The following is a 16,737-nucleotide window of genomic DNA, read 5'->3' on the forward strand; positions in this document are numbered from 1 at the left end:
CCTCGGCCAAGATGCGCGACCACGTCGCGGACGGCGACGGCCCCTTCGCCCGCCGCCCCGTCGCGCTCGCCGCCGGGCGGATGGCGGACCGCTGGGGCGCGCAGAGCCGCGCGGGCGGCGAGAGGCTGGGCTTCGACACCGGACTGCTCTTCGAACTGCTGGACCGGCAGGGCGAGTTGGAGCGCGCCGCGACCGCCGGCTCCTCCGTGCTGCTGGTCACCGCCCCGACCGAGGAGGCGACGGCCCTCGCTCTCGCCCACACCGCGGTCCTGGCGGGACGCCCCGGCAACCAGGCGCCGCTCGCCGAGGTGGGCCGCCTCTTCGGGCGGCTCGCCCACCTCCTCGACGCCGTGGAGGACCTGGCGGAGGACCGCGCCACGGGCGCGTGGAACCCGCTGGTCGCCACCGGCACCTCCCTGGCGGAGGCGGAGCGGCTCTGCCGCGACGCGGTCCACGGCATCCGACTCGCCCTGGCCGACGCGGAGTTCGGCGACCGGGCCCTGGTCCACCGCCTGCTCGCGCACGAGACCGACGCGGCGGTCCGCCGCGTCTTCGCGCACGCCACCGCGCCGGGCGGAGGCGTCCCGGGTGCAGGCGTCCCGACCTTCCCGGAGCCCTTCAAGCGCCCGCACCCGCTCAAGGGCTGCGCCCTGTGGACCGTCCTCTGCTGCACCTGCCAGGCCTGCTGCCGCGAGGACTACCAGGACCCGTGCACCGGCCGCCGCCGCCAGGGCCCCTGCAGCGACCTGGACTGCTGCGACGCCTGCGACTGCGACTGCTGCGAGGCCTGCGAGTGCTGCGACGGTTGTGACGGCTGCGATTGCTGCGACTGCGGCTGTGACTGCGGTTGCTAGTGCCGTGTCCCCCGGGTCAGGCCAGCCGCTCCAGCGCGGCCCGGTCCAGGCCGGAGGCCTTGGTGATCTCCTCCGGGTCCACCGCACCGCAGTCCAGCCCGCGCAGCAGGTAGCCGCTGAGCGCCTTCGCGGTGGCCGGCTCGTCCATCACGTCGCCCTCCTGGCGGGCGACATAGGCTGCCAGCCGGGCCGCGGCGGGCTCCAGGCCCTCGCGGTAGAAGGCGTAGACCGCCGCATACCGGGTGGGCAGGTGGCCGGGGTGCATGTCCCAGCCCTGGTAGTAGGCGCGCTCCAGCGAGCGCCGCACCAGCCGGTGGTGCAACTCCCAGGCGGCGTGCACCTGTTGGGCCGAGCCGACGGGCAGCACGTTGGTGGAGCCGTCCGACAGCCGCACGCCGGTGCCGGCCGCGGCCACCTGCATCACCGCCTTGGCGTGGTCCGCCGCCGGATGCTCCAGACTCTGGTACGCCGCGCTGACGCCGACCGAGGCGCTGTAGTCGAAGGTGCCGTAGTGCAGCGCCGTGGCCCGGCCCGCCGCGGCGTCGATCATGCGGGCGACCGTGGCCGTACCGTCCGGGCCCAGGATGGACTGCGGAGTCTCGATCTGGATCTCGAAGCCGAGCCGGCCCTCGGGCAGCCCGTGCACCCGCTCGAACTCGGCCAGCAACGCGGCCATGGCGGCGACCTGCTGAGGGTAGGTCACCTTGGGCAGCGTGAGCACGAGACCGTCGGGCAGGCCGCCCGAGTCCGCGAGCGTGCTCAGGAAGAGGTCGAGGGTGCGCACCCCGCGCGCCCGGACCGCCGCCTCCATGCACTTGATCCGGACGCCCACGAACGGCGGCGTGCCCCCGGCGGCGACCAGCCGGGCGGCGCGCACCGCGGCGGCGTCCTCCTCGGCATCGGACCGGCGGCCGTAGCCGTCCTCGAAGTCGATCCGCAGGTCCTCGACCGGCTCGCGTTCCAGCTTGGCCCGGACCCGGCGCTCGACCTCCGGATCGACGCCGGGCAGGAAGCCGTGCTCGTCCATCAGCGCGAGCGCCCGGCGGCCCCAGTCGCCCACCAGCGCGCCGATCCCGGCGGGACCGGCGGCCTCGTCGAAGGCGTCCGCCGGCACGTACACCGTGTGCACCGGCTGGCGGGTGGCGCGCTCACCCGGGTAGCGTCGGGCCAACTCCTGGTCGACACCGGCCAGTTGCTCGTCAAGCCCAGCCCGCATCCGCTCGGAGAAGGTCAACCGCTCCGCCATCACGCACCACCCGCCCCATCAGCCACCGGCACCGCTTCAACACTTTGTTGAAACGACGCTAGCGGTCGGCTTCCCGGGCGTCAACGGTCCCCCGGCGTCGCCACCCCGTTGCTGTAGCCGCCGAGGTAGAAGGTGCCGAAGCCGTTCTGCACCGGATCGCCGCTGTCGTTGATGCAGTGCAGGATGCCGCCGCCGCCCGGCCCGTTCAGGCAGACCGTCATCAGGTCGGTGAAGACGACCCCGGGGGTGTCCGGCACCTCGTACGCCCGGTCGGTGTAGATGTCGGCGTTGAGGTCGAAGAAGCAGTAGCTACCCAGGCCCCAGGCGTGGTGCTCGGTCACCGAGTCGGCGACCTTGTACGCGGCGTACCCCTTCGTGCTGCCGTGCCCCCAGGCGGACTGGGTCGGCACGTCGTAGGGGTGCTCGTTCTGGAAGAAGTAGGTCCGGCCGTGGTCGCCCCGCCAGAGCACCTCGTAGTTCTGGTAGTGCTCCACCGCCAGCCCGTACGCGGTCACCCGGTCGCCGTCCACCAGGAAGCCGACGCCCGCCGGGTTGACCGACCAGCCGACGGACCCGTCCGCGCCGTGGTCGGCACGCCAAAGCCAGAGGTTGTCGCAGACGACGTCGTTGCTGTCGATGCGCAGGCTCACCTCGGCGCCGCCGGGCACCGCGCCGCCGATGCGGACGTAGACGTCGAACAGGCAGGTGGGATCGGCCGCGTGGTTCTTCCGGCTGCGTCCGCGCCCCACGCGCAGCAGCTCACGCGAGCCCGCGGAGGCCGCCTCGAGCAGCACGCCGGCAACGGTCACCCCGTCCACGTCGGCCACCTCGACCAGCGAATTGCCGTCCGTGGCCTGGAGGGTGGCCAGGCCGAGCCCGAGGACCACCGTCCCGGGCCGGTCCACCCGAAGCGGCTGCGACAGGGGGTAGACGCCCGGCGTCAGCAGCAGGTGCTGCCCGCGCGCCAGGGCGCGGTTGATCGTCTCGGCGCTGTCCCCCGGCCGGGCGACATGGAAGCGCGACAGCGGGAGCGAGTGGCCGGCCGCCCGGCCCGACGTCCAGGTCGGCCCGGAGGAGTCGGCACGCAGGGAGGGCACGAAGACCCGGTAGCCGCCCTCGTCGTCCACGGTGAGGAAGGGCTTCTCCCGGACGACCGGCGTCCGGTCGACCACCGTCCAGGCCGGGTTGGGGAAGTGCTGCGTGGGCGCGCCCTCAGTGCCGACGAAGACCATGTTCCAGTTCGAGCCGGTCCAGCTGCCGAAGCGGTCGTTGCGCGACAGCCACTGCTGCTGCGACCCGGACTCGACCTGGCCGTCGACGACGCTGTCGGCCAGGAAGCCGCCGGAGGACCAGCGGTTGCCGGGCGGGCTCGGCCACAGCGTCATGTTGCCCTTGATGTGCGCCCGCCGCATCGGCCCCGCCTGGGCCACCGCCCAGCGTTCCCATCCGTCCGGCGGCACGATGCACAGGTTCTCCGCCGCACGCCAGAAGTTCTGGGTGCCGTTGCCGCCCAACCACTGGGCGTCGACGGTGACATGACCGTTGATCACGACGTCGTCGGGCGAGTCGCCGAGCCCGAGCACGTGGGTGTAGAAGCCGACGTTGATGTCGACGTTGTACGTCCCGGGACGGAAGGCGAGCGCGTAGCGCTCGGTGCCGAACTGGTTGGACTCCTGGATCCGGAAGACGGCGTCCACCTGGGCCTGGATCGCCGCGTCCCCCATGGACGGGTCGAAGACGAGGACCTGCGGACCGAGATCGGCGCCGCCGGACGCCGGGCGGCCGGCGGCGGAGGACGGCTCCGCGACGGCCGTTCCCGCGGACAGCGCCCCGGCGGCCCCGGCGAGCGGGACGGCAGCGGCCAGCGCGGCAGAACTCCGAAGAACGGCACGGCGGTTGGGTGCGACAGACATGACTCTCCCAGGGTGGCGGGTGAGAGGACGCGTGACGCGAGGAGTGCAGAGAGCGCTCTCGCGAAGGGAGTGAAACACCGTCAGGACGACTGCGTCAATGGGATGGAGGCAAGCGACGGATGGGGAGGTGACGTGCCTTCAACTCCTGGAAGAAGTCAGGGCGGCGGCGCCCACCTCGATCGACCACGCACCATCACCCACCACGAAGCTGCACCGCGCTCGCTCTGCGCGCCATCGCCGCCCGTGGCCCCGCTGCTCGCCCTCGCCGGGACGCGGAAGCCGGCCCAGCGGGCGGCCGGGCCGGACCGGCCACGTCCCGGAAGACCCGGCGGGCGAGCTGCCTGCCCCCGCTGGTTGTGCGGGCAGCCTGCCCGTCATTCGAGTCGGCGGTCGCACGTGGGACAGGTCCTCGCGTCTGACCGGCTTTCCCGCCCACAGCCCGGGCAGCGGAAGGTCGGTGGCGCCGAAGGCGGCACCGTCGGCGGCGGTGCGACCGGCCAGCGCCACCATCGGCGGACTCGGGTGGTCAGCAGCATGGGGCGATCATGACCGGTCGCGCCCCGGTCGCACCAGAGGGAGTCTGCTGGGGCCCCGGCCGTGTCCCGCGGCTCCGCCCTTACGGGTTCCGCGGGACCGGCTACCCGCGCAGGGCCGCTTCGACCTGAGCGAACTCCTGGGGGGTCAGCGGGCCGCTGGCGAGGACGCCCAGGTTCTCCTCGACCTGAGCCACCGTGCGGCAGCCGGGGATGGGGATGCCCGCGGGGCTGCGGGCGAGGAGCCAGGCAAGCGCTCCCTGGGCGAGGGTCCGACCGCCCGAGGTGAGGACGTCGCGGACGGCGTCCACCTGAGCGAGCCACCGGGAACTCCCGGTTCCCCCCGCGAAGTACGTCATCCACGCCGGGCCCTCGCCGATCGCGTGCCCGCGGACGTCCAGCTCCCCGACGCGCCGGCCGTCGGCGTACTTGCCGGACAGCAGCCCCATCGCGAGCGGCCCACGCGCGATGCTCGCGAGCCCCTGCGCCTCGCACACCGCCACCAGCTCCGCCGCGTCGTGCAGCACGGAGTGGTCGTGCTGGATCGCAGTGCACCCTGCGCCGGCCTTGGCGAACGCCTCCGCGCGCTCGGGGTCGTCGGTGCTCCAGCCGTACGACCTGATCTTGCCCGCCGCGACCAGTTCGTCGAGGGTGCCGATCAGGTCGAGGGCGACGGGCACCGGCGCGTCACCGACATGGAACTGGTAGAGGTCGATGTAGTCGGTGCCCAGGCGGCGCAGGCTGCCGTCGAGGCAGGAGCGCAGGTAGGCCGCGCTGTCGTCCGCGGGGCCGCCCTGACGGGTCGTCTCGTCGAAGGTCCAGCCCCACTTCGAAGCGATCACCACCTCCTGGCGGTGACCGGCCAGCGCACGGCCCAGCACCACCTCGCTGTGGCCGGCCCCGTAGTTGCTCGCGGTGTCGAAGAACGTCGCCCCGAGGTCGAACGCCCGCCGCAGTGCGGCGATGGACTCCTGGTCGTCGACCTGTCCCCACCCCCACTCCTCGGCGCCCGCGTGCAGCGGTCCGCCGATCGCCCAGCAGCCCACTCCGACCGCGCTCACCTCGATGCCGCTGCGGCCCAGGGTGCGGGTACCTGTCCGTGCTCCTGTTGCTGCTCCTGGTCCTGTCATGCGGATGACCCACCTTCCGGTGCCGTGTCGGATCCCGAACGACGGAGCTGTTCCTGGTACCAGGCGATCTTCTCCCGCAAGTGCTCCTGCTGCGCCCGGAGTTCGGCGATGTGCCGCTCCACGCGCTCCTCGTGCGCGGTGAGCAGCGCCAGCCGCTCGGCCAGGGTGCGGTCGCCCTCACGCGCGCTCGCGGCGTAGCGGCACATCTCGGCGATGGGCATTCCGGTGTCGCGCAGGCAGCGCAGCACGCCCAGCCATTCCAGGTCCGCCTCGCTGAAACGGCGGTGACCGCTCGCGCTGCGGCTGATGCCGTGGAGCAGGCCGACCCGCTCGTAGTAGCGCAGGGTGTCCAGGCTGAAGCCCGACCGCCGGACGACTTCGGCGGGAGGGAGCGTCTCCGTCATGCGGACGACTCTGGCACCCGGAGTGCACTCCAGGTCAAGGAAGTCGGGGATCGCGGACGACGGCGGAGCGTTGGCCGCCGACCGGCGGCGTCCCGGGCGCGCTCAGTCCTTCCGTCCTGCCCGGAGTTCCTTCCTCCGCGTGAACGCCAGGCCCGACCAGTCCACGTCCAGCATGGCCACCTTGATGTCCACCAGCCCCTGCGGGAGCAGGACTTCGCGCATCAGGTGCTCGTCGAGGTCGGAGACGTGGCCGGCCGCCTTGCGCGGCCAGGCGGTCCACAGCCAGGCGCCGTCGGCGAGTTCGCTCGCGAGGACGGGAGCCTCCAGGCGCAGGGTGGCCGCGTCGCGGAAGAAGGCGAGGACGACGTCCGCCTCCGCCACGGTGGAGATGGAGGCGACGTCCCCCGGGAGGCCGGGGATCCGCCAACCGTCCGGGGCGTGACGGAGGGTCAGCGTGCTGCCGGGCTTGATGCGGAGCTTCGCGGCGAGGCTGGGCTGGGACGACGGCTCGGGACTCATGCGGGTCAGTCTCCGCCCTGCAGGAAGTCGCGCACCAGCGCGGCGAAGCGTTCGGGTTCCTCCGCGAAGAGCCGGTGGCCGGCCTTCTCGAAGACCTCCAGCCGGCTGCCCGGCAGCAGATCGGCGACCAGGCGGGCCGGGGCGGTGCCGATCAGGCCGTCGAGGCCGCCGGCCACGACGAGGGGGCGGGCGCCGCTCGCGGCCAGGCGGGCGAGTCGGGCCGGGACCTGGTCGGGCTCGGGAGCGGCGGCGTAGAAGGCGTCCCGGTACCAGTCCGGGGCGTTGGTCAGGGGCTGCAGGTACAGGGCTCGGGCGGACTCGTTCCAGGTGCCCCAGGCGAAGGGAACGGTGCGCAGCAGGACTGCGCCCCGCTGCTCCGGGGTCAGCCGCTCGGCGTCGGGACCGGCCAGCTCGGCTTCCGCGGCGCGCGCGTCGGCGTACCAGGGCTCGTCGGCCCGGCTCGCCTTGATGGCGGCGACCTCGTCCTCGTCGGCCTCTCGGGCGAAGCGTCCGGCCGGGGTGACCAGGATCAGGCGGCGCACCCGGTCCGGGTGGGCGGCGGCGTACTCGAGGGCGGTGAGGCAGCCGGCGGAGTGGGCGAGGAGGTCGAGCCGCTCGGCCCCCAGGTGCCCGCGGAGCGCCTCCAGATCCCGGGCCTGGGCGGTGAAGGCGCAGGCGGCGCGGTCGTCGGGGACCGGGGACCCGCCGGTCGCCCGCTGGTCGACGAGAACCAGGCGCAGGAAGGCGTCGAGGCCGCCCAGGGTGCCGAGGTAGCGGACGTCCGCGCCGGGGCCGCCGGGGAGGCACACGAGAGCAGGGGCATCGGCGGGGCCGGCTTCGCGGTAGCTCAACTCGGCGCCGTCGTAGGACAGGTAGCGGGGCATGGGGTCATCCTGCCAAAGATCGTCCGGTCGTGAGGAGGCTGCCGACGGCTCTCCCAAGAGCCTGTAAAAGACGGCGCACGGGGCTGTTGCCGCCGCCGTACTCGCCAGTATGTTGACAACATGTCTCACAAGCGCCCGCCCGGGGCCCCGGCAGACATCAAGCGCTTCCGCGTGGTGCAACGGCTCGTCTGCCGGTGCGCAGAGGCCGCGGCGGCCGAACCGGAGCCCGGGGTGACGGAACGTCAGGCCGCGCGGCGGCTGGCGGTACCGGCACACGAGGCCATGCAGACCGCAGCGAAGGCGACGAGGGAGCAGGCGGCATGACGGAGCGTCAGAGCTGGGCCACGGCACCGGACGGGGTGCGCCTGGCGGTGTTCGAGTGGGGCGTGCCGGCTCCGGACCGGCCGACGGTGGTGCTGGTGCACGGGTATCCGGACACCCATGCCGTCTGGCGGCCGATCGCGCGACTGCTCGCGGAGGACCACCACGTGGTGGCGTACGACGTGCGCGGCGCCGGCGCGTCGGACAAGCCGCGGCGGACCGCCGCCTACACGCTGGCCAAGCTGGAGGCCGACCTCGGAGCGGTGCTGGACGCGGCCGCGCCGGCGGACCGGCCGGTGCACCTGGTGGCCCACGACTGGGGGTCGATCCAGACCTGGGAGTCCGTCACCGGCACGGCGCTGCAGGGCCGCATCGCCTCCTTCACCTCGGTGTCCGGGCCCTGCCTGGACCACGTGGGGCACTGGTTCCGCAGCAAACTGCGCCATCCCACCCCGCGCGGGCTGGTCCAGCTGACCCGGCAGCAGCTGCACTCCTGGTACATCGGCTGGTTCCACCTGCCGCTGCTGCCGCCGCTGCTGTGGCGGACGGCGCTGGCCAAGAGCTGGCCGGCGCTGCTGGAGGCCGTCGAGGGCGTGCCGCGCGGCGAGGCGTCGCCGACACTGCCCACGGACGCGGTACGCGGCATGCTGCTGTACCGGGCGAACATGCTGCCCCGGCTGTCGCGTCCGCGGCAGCGGCCGACGGACGTCCCGGTGCAGCTGGTGGTCCCGCAGAAGGACCTGTACGTGACGCCGGCCCTGGCCGGGCAGGCGCCACGCCCGTTCGTGCCGCACCTGTGGCAGCGTCAGCTGCGAGCGGGCCACTGGGCGCCGCTGACCCACGAGGGCGTCCTGGCGCGCTGGGTACGGGAGTTCGTCGCCCACGTGGACGGCGGCCCGGCCGCGCCGGGGCTGGAACGGGCGCAGGTGCGGGACGCGGCGGCGCAGGCGCAGCGGCCCGAGTTCGCGTCCACGCTGGTCGTGGTGACCGGGGCGGGCTCGGGCATCGGCCGGGCCACGGCGCTGGCGTTCGCCGAGCGCGGCGCGAACGTGGTGGCGGCGGACGTGGACGGCGGGTCGGCGGCACGCACGGCGGAGTTGGCGTCGCTGTTCGGGCCGCAGGCGTACCCCTACGCGGTGGACGTGTCGGACGCGGCCGCGATGGAGGCCTTCGCCAAGGAGGTGCAGGCGGCGCACGGCGTCCCCGACGTCGTGGTGAACAACGCCGGGATCGGCCTCGGCGGCGCGTTCCTGGACCACACCACCGCGGACTGGGAGCGGGTGCTCGGCGTCAACCTGATGGGCGTGGTGCACGGCTGCCGGCTGTTCGGGGAGCAGATGAAGCAGCGCGGTGAGGGCGGACACCTCGTCAACATCGCTTCGGCGGCGGCGTATCTGCCCAGCCGGACGCTGTCGGCGTACGCGTCGAGCAAGTCGGCGGTGCTGATGCTGAGCGAGTGCCTGCGCGGCGAGCTGGCCGGGGAGGGCATCGGCGTGAGCGCGGTGTGCCCCGGCTTCGTCAACACCAACATCGCCGGCTCCACCCGCTACGCGGGCGCGACGGCCGAGGAGCAGGCGCGCTACGCCGCGAACGCCCAGCGCGCCTACCGGCGGCGCAACTTCCCGCCCGAGAGGGTGGCCGACGCGGTGCTGCGCGCGGTGCGCGAGGACCGGCCGGTCGTCCCGGTCGCCGCCGAGGCGCGGATCGGGCTGGCGCTGAGCCGTTACGCCCCCGGCCTGCTGCGCCGCATCGCGCGGCGCGACCTGACCCCCCGTTAGTTCCTGCCTGTTCCCGAGGAGTTCCCCGTGGCCTACACGGTCAGCACCGAGCACGCCCCGCTGCAGCCGCGTCGGGTCAGCTTCGACTGGAGCGACACGCCGCTGCACTGGGTGCCGAACGACCCCTTCTCCACCCACATGATCAACGTGCTGCACCTGCTGCTGCCGGCCGGCGAGCGCTGGTTCGTCGACGTCTACAAGCAGATCCTGCCGCTGATCCGGGACGAGCGGCTGCGCCAGGACGTCATCGGCTTCATCGGCCAGGAGGCGGTGCACTCGCAGGCGCACTCCACCGTCCTGGACCACATGCTGAGCCAGGGCATGGACCCGACCGGCTACACGGAACAGATGGACTGGTTCTTCGAGCACCTGCTCGGGAACGACACCGTGCCGCCGCTGGCGAGGAAGTGGTGGCTGATCGAGCGGGTGGCCATCATCGCCGCCATCGAGCACTACACGGCGGTGCTCGGCAAGTGGGTGCTGGACGCCCGGGGCTTCGAGACCTTCGGCGCGGACCCGGTCATGGTGGACCTGCTGCGCTGGCACGGCGCGGAGGAGGTCGAGCACCGCTCGGTGGCCTTCGACGTCTTCCAGCACCTGGACGGCGGCTTCGGCCGCCGGCTGCGCACCATGACGATCGTGTTCCCCACCATGTTCTGGCTGTGGGTGCGCGGGGTGAAGTTCTTCATCGCGCACGACCCCTCGCTGACTCCCGCGCAGCGCAAGGAACTCGAGCCCCGGTGGGCGGACTGGTTCCGGGCCGCGAAGCAGGACCTGGTGCCGCCGCCGAAGGCGATCTTCTCGGCCGTGCCCCGCTACGTGAGCCGCCGCTACCACCCGACCCAGGAGGGCTCGACGGCGAAGGCGCTTGCCTACCTGGCCTCCTCCCCCGCGGCACGGGCGGCCGCCGAGGAGACCGAGGCGCTGCACCTGGTGGTCGCCGAGCGCCGCCAACCGGCCGAGGACGTGGCCGAGTTGGTGCTCGCGGCACCGGACGGCGCGCGACTGCCGGCCTGGGCGCCGGGCGCGCACCTGGACCTGCTGCTGCCCTCGGGGCGGGTGCGGCAGTACTCGCTGTGCGGGGACCCGGCGGACCGCGACCGGTACCGGATCGCGGTCCGGCTGACCCGGGACTCGCGCGGCGGCTCGCGCGAGGTGCACGAGACGCTGCAGCCGGGCGTCCCCTTCCGGGCGCACCGGCCGCGCAACCGCTTCCCCCTGTCCGGGGACGCGGGCGCGGCCCGGTTCTTCGTGGCGGGCGGCATCGGGATCACGCCGATCCTGCCGATGCTGCGGGCCTCCGGCGACGACGCGCGGCTGCTCTACATCGGCCGTTCGGACGCGAGCATGCCGTTCCTGGCCGAGTTGGCGGACGACCCGCGGGTGACGCTGGTGCGCACGGACACCGAGGGCGTGCCGGATCTGGCCGCGCTGCTGCCGGCGGACGGCGAGGTGTACGTCTGCGGGCCGGAGCCGCTGATGGACGCGGTGCTGACGGTGCGTCCGGACGCGCGGCTGGAGCGGTTCCACCCCTCGACGGTGCATGCGGCGGGCGAGGAGGTGACGGTGGAGCTGCGCCGGAGCGGGAAGCGGCTCACCGTGCCCGCCGACCGGACGGTACTGGAGGCCGTGCGCGAGGAACTGCCGGACGTCGCCTACTCCTGCGAGCAGGGCTTCTGCGGCACCTGCCGGGTCCGGGTGCTAGCCGGCGTCCCCGACCACCGCGACGAGATCCTGACGGAGCGGGAGCGGGAGCACTCAATGCTGATCTGCGTGTCCCGGGCCCGGGACGGCGAGCTGACGCTGGACCTGTAGCGGGAGCGGATCCGCCACCGGATTGCATGAAGGACCGTTCATATATCGGCTACCGTGGAGACATGGCCCACGACCACTCGCACGACCACGCCCACGCCCACGCCAGCGCCCATGGCCACGGCCACGGCCACGAAGGCCACAGCCACGGTGTCGCCGCGGACGCGGACCGGCGCTTCCTGCGGGGCGCCCTGGCGCTCATCCTCGGCTTCATGGTGGCCGAGGTGGTCGTGGGCCTGCTCGCCCACTCCCTGGCCCTCGTCTCCGACGCCGGCCACATGCTGACCGACGCCGCCTCGATCGTGCTCGCGCTGTTCGCCATGCGCCTGGCCTCACGGCCGGCCAAGGGCTCACTCACCTACGGCTTCAAGCGGGCGGAGATCCTCTCCGCCCAGGCCAACGGGATCACCCTGCTCGCCCTCGCCGCGATCTTCGTCTTCGAGGCGGTCCGCCGACTGCTGTCCCCGCCCGAGGTGCAGGGCGGGGTCGTGCTCGCCACCGCACTGGCGGGCATCCTCGTCAACATCACGGCCGCCTGGCTGATCTCCCGGGCGAACCGCAGCAGCCTCAATGTCGAGGGGACCTACCAGCACATCCTCAACGACGCCTGGGCCTTCCTCGCCACCGCCGCGGCCGGACTCGCCGTCCTGCTCACCGGTTTCGACCGCGCCGACGCCGTGGCCACCCTGGTCGTCGCGGCGCTCATGCTCAAGGCCGGCTACGGCCTGGTGAGCGCGAGCTGGCGGATCTTCCTGGAGGCCGCCCCGGCGGGGACCGATCCGGACGCCATCGGCCGGGAGCTGGTGGGCTTCCCGGGCGTCCAGGAGATCCACGACCTGCACATCTGGACCATCACCTCCGGCTACCCCGCCCTGTCCGCGCACGTGCTGGTCGACCCCGACCAGGACTGCCACGCGATCCGGCTGCGCCTGGAACAGGACCTGCGGGAGCACCACGGCATCGAGCACACCACCCTGCAAGTGGACCACGCCGCGCCGGAGACCCTCCAACTCGGCCGCGCCGCAGGCGACCCGCACTGCGCGGAGTCCCACGGCAGGATTCACCGGCAACAGCCGTGACCAATCTGTGACCTGCCAAACCAGGACAAAGCTTGACAACGTTAAGGCGGCTCTCACATCGGCTCCGCACACTTACGGAAGGCTTAGCCGATCACCCGATAACGTGACCGGCGCAGCATGCCGCCCGGAGCTACGAGGACCCATGAGCCAGAACAAGCCGTCGAACGCCGAACGCCGCCGCATAGCGCAGGAGAAGATCGCGGCCCAGCGTGCGGCCGAGGCCCGCCGCCAGCGCACCGTCACGATCGCCATGGTCGTCGGCGGCGTGGTGCTCATCGGCGGCGCGGCGACCGCCGCCGTCTTCGCCATCGGCAGCATGAACGACCAGAAGCACGCCGACAAGGTCAAGGCGCAGGCGAGCGACTCCTCGATCGACAAGAGCAAGGACCTGCTGGCCACCACCGCCTACCAGGCCACCGGCGAGGACGTCGACGGCGTGGTCAAGTCCAACTCCATGGAGAAGACGGACTACCACATCCACACGCACCTCACGGTCTTCGTGAACGGCGTGGAGAAGAAGATCCCCTACGGCGTCGGCATCGTGCCCCCGTACAGCCTGCAGAGCGCGGACGACGGCAGCTCCTTCGTCGGCGGCGGCAGCGCCTTCTACTACCTGCACACCCACGACGAGTCCGGCATCCTCCACGTCGAGTCGCCCAACGAGCACATCTACACCCTGGGCAACTTCTTCGACGTCTGGAAGCAGCCGCTCAGCGGCTCCCAGGTGGGCCCGGACAAGGGCGCCGTCACGGTCTACGTGGACGGCAAGAAGTACACCGGCGACCCCCGGGACATCCAGCTGAAGAACAAGGAGGACGTCCAGCTGGACGTCGGCCAGGACGTCGCCTTCAAGAACTTCACCTGGCCCAGCGGCTACTGACATGGCGTCAGCGGAGGGGCACGGGCCCGAGGACGAGGAGCGCGAGCTCGCCGAACTGGAGGCGCTGGCCGCCGCGCCCGCGCCCCGTGCGCGGGTGCTGACGCGGCGGCGGCTGCTGCTGCTCCAGGCGCCGCTGCTGCTGCTCCTCGCCCTCGTGCTCCTCCTCTGGGGCCGGAGCGCGCCGAGCGAGGCCGGCGCCGCGGCCCCCGCCAAGGTGGGCATGCGCGACCCGTACCTGACCCCGCCGGCGAGCGGCTCGACCGCCGGCCCGGTCTACGCCTACGTCACCATCCGCAACAGCGGCGGCACCGCCGACCGGCTGGTCAGCGTCAGCACCCCGTGGGCCGGGTCCGTCTCGCTGCAGGACGCCAAGGGCGTGGCGCAGCCCTGGATCACGGTGCCCGCCGACGGCTCGGTGGACCTGAGGCCGGGCGGCTACCGGATCGCGCTCACCCAGCTCAAGCGGGTGCCCAAGCTGCACGACACCATCCAACTCGACCTCAGCTTCGCCGAGTCGGGCACGGTCCACGTGTGGGCCCCGGTCGGACCGGCCGACAGCCTCACGGTCGAGGACGTCATGCACGCCATGAAGTACATGGACCGGCTCCCTCCGGAGTGACCGCGGCCCGCTTCCCGGCAACGTTTGCATAAAGCCTCTGTCCCGAAGCGGTCATGCCTACGTGACGCACCGTCAGGTCTGTTACTACGTTGACGATCCGTCAACGGAAGGACCTGTCCATGCCTCCACTCCCACGGCGCGCCACGCGCCGTGCTGCGGTCGGCACGGTCGGCGCCACGGCGCTCGGACTGCTGCTGCCGCTCGGACTGGCCGCGCCCGCACACGCGGCCACGACCTCGATCTGCACCTCCGCCTCGCACCCGGCTCTGGCCCGCAAGCTGTCGGCCGACATCAGGACGGCCCTGAAGGGCCGTCAGGACACCTACGGGCTCTCGGTCTGGGACGCCAGGACGGGCCTGTACTGCGGGCTCAACTCCGCCCGGCACTTCGACTCGGCCAGCGTCGTCAAGGCGACCATCATGGCCACCGTGCTGCGCCGGGCCCAGGAACAGCACCGCGGGCTCAGCTCCTGGGAGGTGAGCAACCTGCGGCAGATGATCACCCGCTCGGACAACACCGCGGCCAGCAACCTGTGGGCGAGCGTCGGCCGCACCCGCCTGCGCGGCTACCTGCGGCTGGCCGGGATGAGCAACACCGTGCTCGGCTCCGGCGGTTACTGGGGCCTGACCCAGATCACCGCCCGCGACGAGGTGCGGCTGCTGGACACCTTCACCGACAACCACAGCGTGCTGAACGGCACCTGGCGCGCCTACGCGCTGAGCCTGATGCACCAGGTGATCCCGTCGCAGCGCTGGGGAACCCCCTACGGCACGCCGGCCGGGGTCACCTGGCACGTCAAGAACGGCTGGCTGCCGCGGGCCTCCCGGGGCTGGCGGGTGAACAGCATCGGCGTCTTCACCAGCGCGAGGAAGGACTACCGCTTCGCGGTGCTGACGGACAACCAGAGCACCATGGACTACGGCGTCACCACCATCGAACGCGTGGCCGCCGCGGTCCACCGGGACCTGGGGCACTAGGGTCGCGACGGCGCAGGGCGGGCCCGGCGCCCGGGGAACCGGCGGCCGGGCCCGCGTGCCGAGAGGATAGGATCGCCCGGAGTCTCGAGGTGCGCCGGGAAGTCTGGTCGGCAACGCGATCCGCCGTTCCCCCAGAAAGCGCCCCCGATGACCGATCTGACCGCCGTCCTGCTGCTCGTCGCACTGGCGACGCTCGTCGCCACCGGCGCGCGGCGGTGGTCCCTGCCGGCGCCCTCGCTGCTCGTGGTGGCCGGTGTCGCGATCGGCCTGCTCCCGTTCACCCCGGACCTGCACGTCCCGCCGCAGGCGATCAGCGTCGGGGTGCTGCCGCCGCTGCTCTACGCCTCCGCCGAGGAGATCCCGGTCCGCGAACTGCGGCTGGTGTGGCGGCCGGTGACGACCCTGGCACTCGGCCTGGTGCTGGCGTCCGCCGCCGCGGTGGGCTTCGTCGCCGGACTGGTCACCCCGCTCTCCCCCGCCATGGCCTTCGTCCTGGGCGCGGTGCTGGCCAGCACCGACCCGGTGGCGGTGACCGCGCTCGGGCGCCGGCTGTCGCTGCCGCCGCGGGTCCAGACCATGGTGCAGGCGGAGAGCCTGTTCAACGACGCGACGAGCCTGGTCCTGTTCAAGGTCGCGGTCGGCACGGCGGTGGCGGCGAGCGCGGTCTCGATCCCGGCCGCCGCCGGGGAGTTCCTGCTGCTCGGCGGGGGCGGCGCGGCCGTCGGCGCGCTCGTCGCGGGCGCGGTGACGCTGCTGCGGCGGCGCACCGGGGACCCGGTACTGGAGACGGTCATCGCACTGGTCACCCCGTACGCCGCCTACGTCCTCGCGGAGGACGCGCACACCTCGGGCGTGACGGCGGTGGTGGTCGCCGGGGTCATCCTCGGCGGCACCGGCCACCGGCTGACCGACGCGCGCATCCGGCTCCAGGTGCACGCGGTCTACCGGACCGTGGTCTTCCTGCTGGAGAGCGTCGTGTTCGCGGTGATCGGCCTGGAACTGCCCAGCCTGATCCACCAGTTGTCGCCCGGCGAGCGCACCTGGCCGCTGGGCGTGCTCGCCGTCTCGGTGACCCTGATCGCCTGCCGGATGCTCTGGATCTTCCCGCTGTCCCTCGTCGTGCAGTACCGCGCCCCGGCCCGGCCGGTGTCCTGGCGGCTGCCGGCGGTGGTCACCTGGGCGGGCACGCGCGGGGTGATGCCGCTCGCGGCCGCGCTCTCCATCCCGGTCCTGGCCGACGACGGCACGCCGCTGCCGCACCGCTCCCTGGTGCTCGTGCTGACGACCGGCGTGGTGGTGCTGACCCTGGTGCTGCAGGGCTTCACGCTCGCCCCGGTCGTGAAGTACTCAGGCATCGCCCTGGAGCCGGAGCACACGGCCCGTCAGGAGGCCGAGGCGGAACGCAGCCTGGCGCTGGCGGGGCTGCGACGCCTGGACGAGCTGGCGGCGCTGGAGGCCGCCCCGCAGCCGGTCCTGGACCAGCTGCGCCGCGACCTGTCCGCCAAACGCGACCACGCGGACGCGGTGCTGGACGACACCCAGGACCCCAGCGGCACGCTGATGACGGCCTATCAGGACCTGCGCGCGGACCTGCTGCAGGCCGAGGAGGCCGAGCTGACCCGGCTCTACGAGTCCCGCGCCGTCACCGACACGATCCGGCGCAAACTCCAGCGCAACCTCGACCTGGAGCAGGCGGGCTACGACGACGGCGACGGCTGAGGCCGTCCCGGGAGGCGGACTGTAGTCGGAACTTCCGGTCGCTGTCCGGACATTGCGGCAGATCGCCCG

The 16,737-nt window shown here is 72.9% G+C and carries 15 protein-coding genes and 1 pseudogene; 10 read left to right on the plus strand and 6 right to left on the minus strand.

The genetic code is table 11. The annotated features are described in order from the left end of the window. On the plus strand, window positions 1-854 hold an 854-nt coding region (locus tag ACFP3V_RS26210; protein ID WP_380588306.1), incomplete at its 5' end, for a hypothetical protein. A 16-nt stretch (window positions 855-870) separates the two neighbouring features. Here ACFP3V_RS26210 and ACFP3V_RS26215 read toward each other — a convergent pair. The 6 genes from ACFP3V_RS26215 to ACFP3V_RS26240 all read right to left on the minus strand — a co-directional run bounded on the left by ACFP3V_RS26215 (window position 871) and on the right by ACFP3V_RS26240 (window position 7,483). Continuing rightward, window positions 871-2,100, minus strand: a complete 1,230-nt coding sequence (locus tag ACFP3V_RS26215; protein WP_380588309.1) for a DUF6986 family protein — start codon at window positions 2,098-2,100, stop codon at window positions 871-873. 80 nt (window positions 2,101-2,180) lie between these two features. Further along, on the minus strand, window positions 2,181-4,013 hold the full coding sequence (locus ACFP3V_RS26220) for an adenylyl cyclase (RefSeq protein ID WP_380588312.1): 1,833 nt from the start codon (window positions 4,011-4,013) through the stop codon (window positions 2,181-2,183). A gap of 637 nt (window positions 4,014-4,650) precedes the next feature. Then, on the minus strand, window positions 4,651-5,676 hold the full coding sequence (locus ACFP3V_RS26225) for an aldo/keto reductase (protein WP_380588315.1): 1,026 nt from the start codon (window positions 5,674-5,676) through the stop codon (window positions 4,651-4,653). Beyond that, complete coding sequence (locus ACFP3V_RS26230) at window positions 5,673-6,080, minus strand: MerR family transcriptional regulator (RefSeq protein WP_380588317.1); 408 nt, start codon at window positions 6,078-6,080, stop codon at window positions 5,673-5,675. Before ACFP3V_RS26230 ends, ACFP3V_RS26225 begins: the two co-directional genes overlap by 4 nt. Before the next feature lie 102 nt (window positions 6,081-6,182). Then, window positions 6,183-6,599, minus strand: a complete 417-nt coding sequence (locus ACFP3V_RS26235; protein ID WP_380588320.1) for a DUF3052 domain-containing protein — start codon at window positions 6,597-6,599, stop codon at window positions 6,183-6,185. A gap of 5 nt (window positions 6,600-6,604) precedes the next feature. Further along, window positions 6,605-7,483 (minus strand): alpha/beta fold hydrolase, encoded by an 879-nt coding sequence (locus ACFP3V_RS26240; protein ID WP_380588323.1) that lies wholly within the window; start codon window positions 7,481-7,483, stop codon window positions 6,605-6,607. A gap of 120 nt (window positions 7,484-7,603) precedes the next feature. Here ACFP3V_RS26240 and ACFP3V_RS26245 point away from each other — a divergent pair, with 120 nt between their 5' ends. The 9 genes and pseudogenes from ACFP3V_RS26245 to ACFP3V_RS26285 all read left to right on the plus strand — a co-directional run bounded on the left by ACFP3V_RS26245 (window position 7,604) and on the right by ACFP3V_RS26285 (window position 16,668). Continuing rightward, entirely contained in the window at window positions 7,604-7,807 is a 204-nt protein-coding gene (locus ACFP3V_RS26245; protein WP_380588326.1) for a hypothetical protein, read from the plus strand. Beyond that, window positions 7,804-9,582: an SDR family oxidoreductase gene (locus tag ACFP3V_RS26250; RefSeq protein WP_380588329.1), complete on the plus strand. Its 1,779-nt coding sequence runs from the start codon at window positions 7,804-7,806 to the stop codon at window positions 9,580-9,582. The genes ACFP3V_RS26245 and ACFP3V_RS26250 overlap by 4 nt, the downstream gene beginning before the upstream one ends. Window positions 9,583-9,609: 27 nt before the next feature. Then, window positions 9,610-10,500 (plus strand): annotated as a pseudogene (locus ACFP3V_RS26255) (metal-dependent hydrolase); the annotation flags it as partial. Window positions 10,501-11,061: 561 nt separating this feature from the next. Beyond that, window positions 11,062-11,397 (plus strand): 2Fe-2S iron-sulfur cluster-binding protein, encoded by a 336-nt coding sequence (locus tag ACFP3V_RS26260; protein ID WP_380588444.1) that lies wholly within the window; start codon window positions 11,062-11,064, stop codon window positions 11,395-11,397. Between the two features lie 62 nt (window positions 11,398-11,459). Then, the gene (locus ACFP3V_RS26265) at window positions 11,460-12,473 is read left to right on the plus strand and encodes a cation diffusion facilitator family transporter (RefSeq protein WP_380588332.1); all 1,014 of its coding nucleotides are present in this window, start codon (window positions 11,460-11,462) and stop codon (window positions 12,471-12,473) included. A 142-nt stretch (window positions 12,474-12,615) separates the two neighbouring features. Further along, on the plus strand, window positions 12,616-13,353 hold the full coding sequence (locus ACFP3V_RS26270; protein WP_380588335.1) for a hypothetical protein: 738 nt from the start codon (window positions 12,616-12,618) through the stop codon (window positions 13,351-13,353). Window position 13,354: 1 nt separating this feature from the next. Then, window positions 13,355-13,972, plus strand: coding sequence for a copper chaperone PCu(A)C (locus tag ACFP3V_RS26275; RefSeq protein ID WP_380588337.1), 618 nt, complete (start codon window positions 13,355-13,357; stop codon window positions 13,970-13,972). A gap of 119 nt (window positions 13,973-14,091) precedes the next feature. Next, entirely contained in the window at window positions 14,092-14,949 is an 858-nt protein-coding gene (locus tag ACFP3V_RS26280; RefSeq protein WP_380588340.1) for a serine hydrolase, read from the plus strand. A gap of 147 nt (window positions 14,950-15,096) precedes the next feature. Next, entirely contained in the window at window positions 15,097-16,668 is a 1,572-nt protein-coding gene (locus ACFP3V_RS26285) for a Na+/H+ antiporter (RefSeq protein WP_380588343.1), read from the plus strand. Window positions 16,669-16,737: the final 69 nt, after the last annotated feature.

Source organism: Streptacidiphilus monticola (assembly GCF_042658505.1).
GTDB lineage: Bacteria > Actinomycetota > Actinomycetes > Streptomycetales > Streptomycetaceae > Streptacidiphilus > Streptacidiphilus monticola.